The organism is Hyunsoonleella pacifica (genome assembly GCF_004310335.1).
Classification (GTDB): Bacteria; Bacteroidota; Bacteroidia; order Flavobacteriales; family Flavobacteriaceae; genus Jejuia; species Jejuia pacifica.
Map to the genome: position 1 here is coordinate 152,631 of NZ_SIRS01000003.1, position 13,599 is coordinate 166,229.

Here is a 13,599-nt window from a genome sequence, read left to right on the forward strand (position 1 = left end):
TATAAGTTCGCGAATTTAATGAATTATCACGAAATTGATTTATTTAAAATTAAAAAAAGCTAAACAAATTGTTTAGCTTTTTACCAAAAGTATCTTCTATATAATTATTTTAATTTTTGATGAATTTTTTAGTAATGACTTGATTTGTATCTGTTCTAAAACAAGCAATATAAGTTCCTGTAGCCATATTAGGAAGTCTCAAACCACTACTTAAAGTTTCCATATCAATAGTATTGAGTTCCATCATAGACTGCCCTGAAATATTATACAGTGTAAATTTAGTTACTTCACTATTTAATTTTTTAACATAAAGTACATTACTTTTAATATCATAGTAAATGTAATTTTCAGTAACCTTTATTTCTTGTGAACTCAGTGTTGCAGATTCTGATTGAAAAACAATCTCAAATCTCTTGTTAAATACACCTTGTTGAGATGTGAAACTATATGACTGTTCTGTTCTTAAATCAAAATATACTCCAGTAAGATTATCCTTTAAATAAATTTCTTGAGCGTCATCAACATCTTCTACATCTGAAATTCTAATTTCAAAGGTATTATCGCCTGATGATCTAAAATTCAATGGCACTACTTTTTCTGCAGTAATTTCACTGTAAGCCTGCATGTTCATGTTTTTCCCTTCAAGACTTAAATTTAAATCATTATTACTGATATCATCTGTTTCAGCTTCGTAACCATAATCAAAATCATCTGAAGTTATTTTACTAAAGCCTAATAATAGTTCTCTCTTCGATTTTGGTCCTACTATAGTATTAAACTCTAAACGTATTTTTTTGATGAGTTCGTTTTCATCTTCAACTTCTTTAATAGCAGATTTAGATGTTGTTTGTTTTGAAAATACAGATCCGTTTTTAAATTTTCCATCAGCATCAGCTTCTTTAATGAATACACGTTGACCATTATTAAACTCTACATTGCCATTAGCTATTATTTCTGTTATAAAACCTTGCCCAACTGGCAAATAGCGAGTTGGTACTAAAGTACCCACAGCCTCTCCTGTTGTTCCTCCATTTAGTCCTGAAAATTGGCGAGCTCTAACTCCACCCAATTTATTTACCTGTGCGTAACCGCCATTATAATCTGCCAGATTATGAGAAGTGCCACTCCATTGCTGCCATAATTGTAATGTTCCATCAATAACACTTTCATTGTCATCAATAAACTTTACTACATCAATAGCACTTGCATAAGGGTTTCCTAAAAGGAATTGTGTTTTAGATTTCCCAGGAACAGAACCTGCTCCTCCTTTGTCTTGTACTGGAACAAGTATTGTTCCATTATTTGGTTTACCTTCAAAAATATATTGTTGTTTATCAGTGGGTACTCCTGTTCCTTTTTGAGTATATCCTATACCTGGATTTAATTGAGTTGATGGTGTAATTTGTACCCAATCCCAATAGCTAAGACCGTTAATAAATGTATATAACCAATATGTACTTATTTCGCCGTTTCCTGTATAGTTATTGGTAAATTGCGTATTAAAACCAGCATCATCTTTAAGCATATCTAACCTAAAATCAGAATTATTTGGATTATTAGTTTGCGCATTATTATCTATTAAAATTGAAGCTCCTTTTTCTCCTGTTGGGGAAGACCAGTAGTTATACCAATAAGCACTTGGTGTTCCTTCTTGGCGTCTTAACACCTTACCTTCATTAGAGGTTACTAAATCACTTGTTTGGGTTTGAATTAACTGAGAATCATCCATTAAATCTATAGTACCACTTAACTCTAAATACCCTGTGTTTTCTACTGCATTAGAACCATTAACAGTAATTGTTTTACCATTTTCTATAATTAGCCCATACGTAGATATTGAATTAGAAACAGTAACATCATTGTTAATTTTAACGATACTCCAAGCTCTAATATTTTCAATACTTTCTACATCCCAAACATTACCATGTTGCCATGCTTCTTGAGAATTCCAACTTCCATCTTCACTAGTTTTATAGGGCATTGGAGCTGTTTGATCTTGTACACTTGTGATATTGTGCATAAGTAATTCATTATCATTTTGAGAATAATCTGTAATTTTATTTGATGTAATATCAGTCATAGGATAGTAAGCTATTAAACTACTCCATGGTACGGTTGCTTTAGTTTCAAAATCTATGATATCTTTAGGTACAATAACTCCTTTTACATTCCCAGAATTATTTTGAATTTCCTGATAGATCATAGTTTGAATTTGAGAGTCTGTTAATACTGTATTAAAAGCTCTTACTTCATCAATCTCTCCATTAAAATATTGCTTATTACTGATATTGCTTGAAATACGACCGACTTCGAAATCCCCTGTCCAATCTGAAGATGATGCTATAGTTGCCCCAATTTGAGCATTATTAGTCTCAGTTGCCTTCATTTCTCCATCAACATATATGGTTTGTTTACCTGTTGCCCCAGAGAAAACTCCTGTTACGTGATGCCATTCATTATAATTTATAATCCCTCCACTGATATCCATAGAAATGTTGGCAGATGTTTTTACACCAAACATTAATTCATTACCATTTTTCACATATAATCTACATCCTATATCTTCTCCAGCAATAGTTATGTTTGCAACTTTAGTATTTTCTGCGTCTATTTTTATCCAAGCCATAATGGTAAGGTTATCCAAACCATTTAAAAGTGCATTTCCACTTAAGTAATCATCAACTCCATCAAAATCTATAGAGGCCGATGACGGATAATCTATTATAAGAACATCCCTATAATCTAGATCTCCTCCTGAATTTAGATTACCATCTGAATCTGGAAGAATTGATAAATCTGTAGGTGCCTCAATATCTTCATTTACATCTAGGGTAGCATCATTGGTTCCATTCGTTTCAAACGCATTATCTAAACCATCCTTATCATCATCTTCTGATAAAATACTATTAGCTAGACCATTTTCCTGAATATCATTATAAGCATCATTATCACTATTTATATCTAAAAAGTCTGGTGTATCATCATCATCTGTATCTATTACTTTTAAACCAGTACCATAGTTACTCCACAGTCCAGGGTAATTACCTGATGTATTTACAGTTCCATTGGGCAGCATGTAACCTAGGGTAGTTTGTGCTTCAACGTTATCAGGAATACCATCATTATCACTATCAATATCTACCTTATCTTCATATCCATCACCATCGGTATCATAACAAGCAATAGCAAAACCTTCGTCAAAATTCATATGGTTGTCCATACTTACCACAAAAGAATAAGTACCTGCTGTTACATTTACTTCATCTTCAATATATTTCCAAGGTGTATTTGAAGAATCTCCATCTGACGGACTAACATTGAAAATACCACTATCTATTATAAGTGTTCCTGAACTACCTGTATCTCCAGTAAAAATTCTTAAACGTCCTGAACCTGTTAACCCATCTCTGGAAGAGAAATATCCGCCATAGGTTAATTGTGTGTTTTCTGTTACTGTAAAGGATTGGTAAAAATCATTAGAGCCACTAGCAATATCAAGATAGTATTGGTCTTCTCCATCTCCAGTTTCAGGGTTTGCATCTTCAAATGGACCTCCATTAGCATAATCGAACCCGCCATTACCATCTACTTTTACGATATTAGATTGATCTCCTTGCCCTAAAACCCACGGAGAAATATCTACATTGATATTATTGCCATAATTGAGTCCTGTTTTATTATTAAATCCACTGTTTACTAACAGGTTTAAGCACTCATCTACATCTAAAATACCATCATTATCATCATCAACATCACAAATATTTCCGATTGAATCTCCATCTGTATCAATATCTCCACATCCGCAGCCTTCTGCTTGCTGAGATGCATCAACACTTGTACCTACTCCTTGCCCTCCATTAACAATATTAGGGATGCCATTTGCATCTACACCTCCTTTAATTCTATAACTTGCATCAAGATGTGAATATCCTATAACAGTGCTGGTAGTATTTCCTTCCATAGCATCTGGACATCCATCATTGTCACTATCTAAATCTAATCTATTGTTTATTCCATCTTCGTCGGTATCCAAATCCATACAGTTTTTAGCATACAGAATACTCATAGGCACAGACTGTTTTGATATTGAACTACTCGCATATTTGAAATCTAAATTCTCTCCACCGGTTTTTTCAAAAAACAGAATCTCAAAAGCATGAAAGCCTTGAGTTAAATATACTGAAGAAGCTGTCTCCTTTGTAGCATGCAACCCATCATTATTAATAATTTCTGCTCCATCAATGTATAATTTACTTCCATCATCTGAACTTAGATAAAATGTGTAGGTGTCTGATGTAACCAAGTTGATATCTCCTGTATACCTTACTGAAAAATTCTCACCATCTCCAGGGGTTATCTCTTGGTATAGTTTATCTACATTTATTTCTTCTGCTGTTCCTACAGCTGTCCATCCTGAATTTGGAATATTATCTACAGTAAATCCGTTTGGAGCTATATTATAAAACTCATAGGATATAGTTCCTGAACAAGACGCAATTTCGTCTACATCTAAAATACCATCATTATCATCATCTAAATCACATATATCTCCAATTAAATCTCCATCAGTATCTACATAATTTGGATTATTAACATCAACACAGGGACTACAATCTTCAGATTGTTGAAATTTGTCGATACCAGAGCCTGCATCTTGTCCTCCATTCGCCATAAGAGGCAAACCTTCTGTATCTACATCGCCTACAATTCTAAAGTTAGTATCTAAATTTGAATATCCTATCTCATTGCTTGTGGCCGTACCTTCTAAAGCATCAGGACACCCATCATTATCACTATCTAAATCTAACCTGTTAGCTATTCCATCTCCATCAGTGTCACCTTCTGAATCTATACAGTTTTCAGCATATAGAATACTCATAGGCACAGATTGCTTTGAAATTGTACTACTAGCATATTTAAAACCTAAATATTCGCCACCGCCTTTTTCAAAAAACAGAATCTCAAAAGCATGAAAACCTTGTGTTAGCTTAATTGATGCCGAAACTTCTTTTACTCCATGCAAACCATCATTATTGATAATTTCTGCACCATCAATGTATAGTTTACTACCATCATCTGAGCTTAAATAAAATGTATAGGTGTCTTCCGTGGCTATATCAATATCTCCAGTATATCTCACTGAAAAATTTTCACCATCTCCTGGAGTTATCTTTTGATACAATTTATCTACATCTATTTCTTCTACTGTTCCTGCAGCTGTCCATCCTGAATTTGGAATATTATCTACTGTAAATCCACTTGGAGCTATATCATAAAACTCATAGGATATAGTTCCTGAACATGCCGAAATAATTTCTACTTCATCCAGAATACCATCATTATCATCATCTACATCAATTGAATCTTTAATACCGTCTCCATCAGAATCTTGGGAGAATATGGGATTGACAAAGAATAAACTAAAAACAATTAGTATTACTCTAAAAAGCGTACTCGTTTTCATAGGTTGGGTTTTAGTAGCTTTGGGATAGCTATTTCAATAAAAAGGAGTTGTTTTATAGTACTAGGAATTTTCATGAAATATTCCTAAAAAGCACTTTATTAGCAGTTCTCTATTTTATCGTGTAGCTAAAGTAATACAATAAAAGTTAAAAAACTAATTTTTTCGTACATTTTTATCGATTAAACGCATTTTTAATCGATAAAATAACTATTTTTTGATTAGTTTTTTAGAAATCACTTGGTTATTATCCATCCTTAACACTGCGATATATGTACCACTTGCTGTGTTAGGTAATTCTAATCCATCATTTAAAATTGAAGGTTCCACTCCTTCTAATTCCATTATAGATTGACCTCTTATATTGTAGAGAACAAATCGTGTTACTTCGCTATTTAGCTTCTTTACATACAGCTTGTTCTGTAACGTATCGTAATACACATAATTCTCCTTAATAATCGCTTCCTCAATACTCAAGGTAGCAGATTTTGACTGGAAAACAATCTCAAATCTCTCATTAAATATACCTTGATCTGAAGTAAAACTGTAAGGTTGATTTTGTTGTAAATCAAAGTAATCGCCTGTTATATTATCTCTTAGGTAAATACTTTGGTCTTCTGAAATATTCTCTAATTCTGAAATCTTAATCTCAAATGCATTGCTACCTGATGACCTGAAATTTAAAGACACCACCTTATCTGATGTAATTTCTCCATAGGCTTGAATATTCATATTCTTGCCTTCCATGTTTAAGTTAAGGTCATTATTACTGGCATCATGTGTTTCTGCTTCGTAACCATAATCATAACCATCTGTAGTCTGGTTACTAAAACCTAATAGCAATTCTCGCTTTGTTTCAGGTCCTGACACAGAACTAAACTCTAAACGTATTTTTTGAAGACTATCTGTTTTTACTTCTGCTGACTTCGATTCCTCAGTCTTAGATTTCTTATTACTTCCTTTTAAAAATACTGAGCCATTATTGTAATTACCATCTGCATCAGATTCTTTTATAAAAACACGTTGGCTATTATTGAATTCTACATTACCATCTGCTATAATCTCAGTTATAAATCCTTGTCCTACTGGAAGATATCTTGTTGGCACTTTTGTACCTTCAAGCCCTCCTGTTGTTGCGCCTTCTAGTCCAACAAATTGAGAAGCTCTTACTGCTCCTGTTTTATTTACCTGTGCATAGCCGCCATTGTACGCATTTAAATTATGAGAAGTACCACTCCATTGTTGCCATAATTGCAACGTCCCGTCTATAACTCCTGCATTATCATCTATAAATTCATGAACATCTAATGCCGATGGGTAAGGATTCCCTAATAAAAACTCGGTCTTACTTGTCCCTGCTATAGAACCTGCACCACCTCTATCTTCTACGGCTACTAAGATAGTACCATTGTTAGGCTTACCTTCAAAAATATATTGTTGCTCGGGTAAGGCTATTCCTGTTCCTTTTTGCGTATAACCTACACCAGGACTTACATCTGTGCTTGTACTTATTTGCGCCCAGTCATAATAAGTTAATCCATTTATATAGGTATACAGCCAAAACGTGCTTATGTTCCCATTAGCTGTATAACTTGAAGTAAAATTGCAATCAAACCCTGATTCATCTCTAAGCATATGAATGTTAAAAGGCGAATTGTTTGTATTGTTTGTTGATGCATTGTTATCTATATAGCTTGTAGCTCCTAAAGTTCCTATAGGCGATGTCCAATAGTTATACCAATAAGGATTAGACACTCCTTCTTGACGTCTTAATATTTTACCGTATGAAGAGGTAACGAGATCACTCGTCTCAGTTTGTATCAACTGAGAATCTCCTAATAGATCTATGGTACCACTTAAATCTAAATACCAAGTATTTGAGATGGAGTAATCACTTTCAACTGTTAAAGTTGCTCCAGAATCTACGAGTAAACTTGAAAATGTAATGTCTTCATTTATTGTAATATCTCCTGCTATTTGTACGATAGCATGTTCGTTAATCGCTGTTGGGTCTTCAATATCCCAAACATTGCCATGTGCCCATGTAGATTCTGATGACCACGAACCTGAACTTGAAGCTACATAAGGCATAGGTGCTGTTTGTTCTTGAATAGTTGTTATGTAATGTATGTACAACCATTTATCATATCCTGAATAATCTGTTGTTCTTCCCATAACAATATTAGTCATAGGATAATATGCAATTAAATTATTCCAAGGCACGGTATTGTTTGTACTAGTATCATGTATAGGTTTTACTACCATTTTCCCTTGTAATACGCCGCTATTTTCTTCTACTTCTTGATATACTATTTGAGCAATTTGATTTGGTGTTAGCGCAGTATCAAAAACTCTTACCTCATCAATATCTCCCTTAAAATATAAATGATCTGAGACATTTTCTGTTGACAGTTTCCCGATTTCAAAATTGTCGTTTGAATTCTCTGTATTACTAATATTAGCACCTGTATTCCCGACATTTCCTGAATCACTCAGAATCCCATCAACATATAAAAACACATCACCAGTAGCACTAGAATAAGAGCCGGTAACATGATGCCATTCATCATAAGCAATTGCTGTACAACTACAACCTATCGTCACTGGAGCATTACCATCAGTTGTTATTGTAAACATAGGCCTATTACCATTACCTAACCATAATTTACACCCTGTATCTTCTCCAGCAATTACCATATCTGTAGTATTACCAGAATCGGTTTTTACCCAAGCCATTATGGTTACATCACTCAATCCATCTATAAAGCTATTTGCTGACAAATAATCATCGATACCATCAAAATCAATTGATGCATAGGTTGGAGGGTTGATATCAAACAAGTCGCGATAATCTAAATCTCCTCCTAAGGTTAAGTCAAAATCTGCATCTGGTAGAATAGATAAATCTGTAGGGTCTTCAATATCTTCATTTACATCCCAGCTGTTATCACTAACACCAGTAGTTTCAAATGTATTTTTTAACCCGTCTGAATCATCATCTGCAGCCGTATAAGAATCTGCCATCCCATTTTCTTGAATATCATTATAATTATCATTATCTGAGTTTAAATCAATAAAATCTGGAATATTATCATTATCGGTATCTTGAGGATAAATTCCACTTCCATAGGCTAGATCTATTCCTGTTACAGGATCTATTGTTCCTGTTGGCAAAATATAACCCAATGTAGACTGCCCTTCAATATTATCAGGAATTCCGTCATCATCCGCATCTATGTCTAAATGATTAAAGAAACCATCTCCATCCGTATCTTCACCCCTTACAATATTTAATGAATTTGCATTAAAATCTAAAAACTGACATTGCGTAAATGACATCCCAAACAATCGTGTACTTGTGAATGAAAAGGTTTTTATTGCTTGCATTCTCATGGAAAAAGAATTTCCAACAAACTGATAATAAGCTCTAAGCACTTTTAAGTCAGAGAAACCTGGTCCTTCTTGCAGTCCAGATGCACTTATTTGAATATCTCCTCCCAAATCTGATACTTCTAATGAGGATGGATTTTCTATACCGTATGCAGCAGGGTTATAATATACTACTGACTCTCTTAAACTGCCAGATCCATCACAGTCCCAAGTTATTCCGTTAACTCTAAAAATTTCAGTTGATGGTGTAGTAGTTCCTGCATTTACTATAGTAAAATTAAATGTGGCCCCAGGTGTTCCTGTTCCAGAAAAAGTTAGTGCTGTTTGTAAATTACTAGGTGTATCTACAGTATCATCATCAATATTGTCAATTGTAGCATTTGTTAACTCTGTGATTTCCATCAAGATGTCGTATCCTTGAATAGAATTACTAAATCTATAAATAGCACCAACTGTATCTATTGGTCCAGTGCTTGCTGCTGCATCATAAACCCCATTTTCAAATGCTAATTCAGGTAATGAACATTCAAATCTGTTTTCTCCTAAATTCTCAATGGCATCTGTTATTCCATCATTATCATCATCATAATCTAAATTATCTATTATACTATCTCCATCTGTATCTGGCTGTGAACTACAATTGGCATCTCCACCTGAAACATTAAAATAAATATCGTGTCCTGTGGAGTTTGCTGCACTACCATTATTATTTATTACCTCTGTTCCTGCTACTGTAACTGATACATAACTTGAAGAATCCCATCCGTCATTGGCGATATCGTATAGTTTTATGTAATAGTTAGTACCATTTGCAACACAGCCTAGGTTATACTTTGAACCGTAATCATTTGTAGAACCTTGCTGAGATGAAACATAACACTGATTATCATCACAAATAGTAGCAATCAAGTCGTTTGATGTATTGTAAACTTCAAGCTTATTTTCATAAGCATCATTATCCCAAACAACGATTATTTGCACGTCAGAGTGTTGCGAAAAAGAAAAATTAAACGCAAAAAAGGTTAAAAACAGACTAAAAAGTAGTTTTAGTTTCATAATTAATAGATTTGGGTAAATCAAAATTATATATGTTCTCAAGTGGGTTATATATTTCTCTAGCTATATTCAAAAAAGATTTCAGACCCACTTAATTAACAAGTAATTATATTTTAGTTATTATTAAAATTTTAATTGTTTTATCTCTAGATTTATCATTCTTTCCAATTATATTATTTCTACTTTTAAAACTATTCCATTAAATAGTTAAAAAAACATATTGAAATACTTTATTGAGAAATACTTTCTCTAGCAAGTACATCATTAAATTTTGTATCTATCTCAATTAATAGAGAGTTGTTTATTAAATCTAAAGTTCCACTTACATCAAGATAATCTGTTATTTCTAATTGTATATCTTGTTTTGCATCTCCTATTGTAAAAACAACATCATCATAACTTTCAAAATTCTTTTTATCAACTATTAACGCCATAGCCTTAAAATCATTTAAGGTTTTTATTCCTTCGGATAATGTAGAGAGCCCATTAAATACAACATTGTTTCTTATGTGATAAATCCCCCATGTATAATTCTCATCTGAATTAGACATGTTATCTGCCCTACCATCTCCAGGAATAGCCCACTTATCGCCATGCAACCACGTACTTTTTTCATACCAAAAACCATCTTGTTTAGTTGTAAATGGCATTGGTGCTGTTTGCGGATTTAAGGCTGCCATGTTGTGGATAGTTGCTGTATTATTTTTTTCAGATTTATCTTCAATTTTAGCATTTACAATTGCTGTCATTGGATAATACATTTCTAAATCTTTCCAGTTTCTTAGTCCAATTTGATGTGGTGTAATAGTGCCTTTGAGAACTCCATTATCATTTTTAATTTCCTGAAAGACTATAGCTTTAATTTCTTTATCACTCAAAATCGTATTAAACAAACGAATTTCATCCATACTACCCGTGTAGTATACGCCAGATGCATTATTTTCTTTAGCCATCATAAACTTTTCGTCTGTTTTTGTAACTTCACTGTAAAATCCAACAATATCTTGTTTTCCTGGATAGGCTAAATTTTGATGATGTACCCACATACCATCAATTAATATATCAGCAGTATCATTTTCAAAATCAATTACAACAGCTATATGTCTCCATATCCCCTTTTTTAAACCGTATTTTCTTGAGAATTTCACAGTATGCAAACGACCAAATGGTGTTTTAAAATGTCCTTCTACTTCTAATGTAGATCCTACTGATTTTAGTTCTAAAGCATTATCCTCTCCAAAAAGAAAAGATGAAGAAGCATTTTCATCTTGAATATCGTTCTTAACCCAACCCATTAAAGTAATTCCTTTGGTGTTGGTTTCATTAAATTTAGATAACATTGCTTTTCCTGAAACATAATCATTAACCCCATCAAAGTGAATAGCAGCTTCTTCTGGTGGATTTACATCATATAGATCACGATAATCTAAATCTCCATTAAAACTTAAATCGTTATCACTATCAGGTAATAGGTTATTTTCTATTTCTTCGTTAATACTATACCCATCTCGCTTTTTTCTACCTTCAAAAATATCATCTAAACCATCTAGATCTTTATCAGAATTAGAAATAGAGTTTGCCATCCCATTTTCTTGAATATCTGGTGTACCATCTCCATCACTATCACTATCCAAATAATCAAACAAGCCATCTCCATCAGTATCAATTGGCTTAAGTCCATTGTTATAATTACTACATATTCCTGTTTTGACATTTACTATATGGGAAGGCAATACATAACCTGTACTGGTTTGTGCTTCGATATTATCTAAAATACCGTCGTTATCACTATCTAAATCTAAGTGATTGGGGATACCGTCATTATCTCGATCTAAACTTTTACAAATGTTGTGAATGTTTAAGGCATCGAAATCTGGGTCCTTGAAATTAATTATACCATCTTTATCTGCATCTGCATCTGGGTTTTTACCAAAAGATTCATCTACATCATTTATACCATCATTATCATCGTCTAAATCAATAATATTAGCAATACCATCTTTATCAGAATCTTCTAATTGGTAACTTAATGCTTTAACAGCATTTTCCTTTGTCTTCTTTTGCGCATTTCCAAGAACAACACAAAATGCAAGCAGCAAAACACTTAAAAGTAGTTTTAGCTTCATAAATGGTCGATTTAGGTTGTATCAGATAGATTAAACTAACTGAACTTATATTTGAAATAAAATTGAGGGAAGACTATTTCAAATTACTATTTTACTTACATGCGGATTAAGTAATTAGAGCAAATCTAGATTAAAAAATCGATAAAAGCAACAAAAAATCGGTTAAAAAGCATATTTTTTCCGATAAACAAAAAATAAGGCATAATTTTAGACAATAATATCTACTAAATCTTCAATTTTTGAAATCAATTGAATCTTGATAGAGGTATTCTTTACTGCTATTTTATTGTATCTTGATATAAATATAGTTGAAAAGCCCAATTTTTCAGCCTCCAAAATGCGCTGCTCTACCCTTTGGACAGGTCGGATTTCTCCTGAAAGTCCAACCTCAGCAGCAAAACAAAAATCACTTTGTAAAGGTTCATCTTCATTAGATGATAAAATAGCTGCCGCAACAGCTAAATCTATAGCTGGATCATCAACAGTTATTCCTCCTGTGATATTTAGAAATACATCTTTGGCTCCCAAACGAAAACCAGCTCGCTTTTCTAAAACTGCCAATAGCATATTTAAACGTTTTGCGTTAAATCCTGTGGCGCTACGTTGCGGTGTACCATAAACTGCTGTACTTACCAAAGCTTGTACTTCAATCATTAAAGGACGCATACCTTCCAAGGTTGCTGCAATGGCATTGCCCGACAATTCTTCGTCTTTCTTAGAAATTAAAATTTCTGAAGGGTTTGACACTTCTCTTAGGCCTGAACCTTGCATTTCATAAATACCTAATTCATTAGTAGATCCAAACCTGTTTTTATGAGCTCTCAAAATTCTAAATACATGATTACGATCGCCTTCAAACTGCAATACAGTATCTACCATGTGTTCTAAAATTTTTGGACCAGCAATATTCCCATCCTTTGTAATGTGCCCAATTAAAATTACTGGAGTTGCTGTTTCCTTGGCAAACTTTATAAGCTCTGTTGTACATTCTTTGATTTGCGAAATGCTTCCTGAAGAAGACTCTATATAATCACTATGTAACGTTTGTATAGAATCTATTATAACAATATCTGGCTCTAAAGCCTCTATTTGTTTAAATATATTTTGAGTTTTGGTTTCAGTGAGTATGTAGCAATTATTATTTTCAGGATTAATACGTTCTGCACGCATTTTTATTTGTTTCTGACTTTCCTCTCCTGAAACATAAAGCGTTTTGTAAGGTAGTTTCAATGAAATTTGAAGCAACAGGGTACTCTTTCCTATTCCTGGTTCTCCTCCTAATAGCGTTAACGAACCAGGAACTATTCCTCCTCCTAAAACTCTATTAAACTCTTTATCTAAACTACTTAATCGTGCTTCTTCAGAAAGGTCAATATCTTTTATCCTTAAAGGTTTGGAAACTCTGTTTTTAGGATTAGATTCTGTTTTCCAGTCATTCTTTTCTGGTTTTTGCAATACTTCTTCTGCAATAGTATTCCATTCTTTACAAGCATTGCATTGCCCTTGCCATTTAGCATATTGCGCCCCACAATTTTGACAAAAAAATGTAGTCTTTACCTTTGCCAT

4 protein-coding genes are annotated in these 13,599 nt (G+C 33.2%); all 4 read right to left on the reverse strand.

Translation table 11 applies throughout. The features are described from left to right. Positions 1-109: 109 nt before the first annotated feature. Complete coding sequence (locus tag EYD46_RS07020; RefSeq protein WP_130936372.1) at positions 110-5,464, reverse strand: PA14 domain-containing protein; 5,355 nt, start codon at positions 5,462-5,464, stop codon at positions 110-112. 207 nt (positions 5,465-5,671) lie between these two features. Then, positions 5,672-9,907 carry a LamG-like jellyroll fold domain-containing protein gene (locus EYD46_RS07025; protein ID WP_130936373.1) on the reverse strand — a complete coding sequence of 1,412 codons (4,236 nt, stop codon included), beginning with the start codon at positions 9,905-9,907 and terminating at the stop codon, positions 5,672-5,674. A gap of 230 nt (positions 9,908-10,137) precedes the next feature. Then, the gene (locus EYD46_RS07030) at positions 10,138-12,033 is read right to left on the reverse strand and encodes a LamG-like jellyroll fold domain-containing protein (RefSeq protein ID WP_130936374.1); all 1,896 of its coding nucleotides are present in this window, start codon (positions 12,031-12,033) and stop codon (positions 10,138-10,140) included. Positions 12,034-12,240: 207 nt separating this feature from the next. After that, a complete protein-coding gene (gene radA, locus EYD46_RS07035; protein WP_130936375.1) occupies positions 12,241-13,599 on the reverse strand; it encodes a DNA repair protein RadA in 1,359 nt (452 codons plus the stop codon).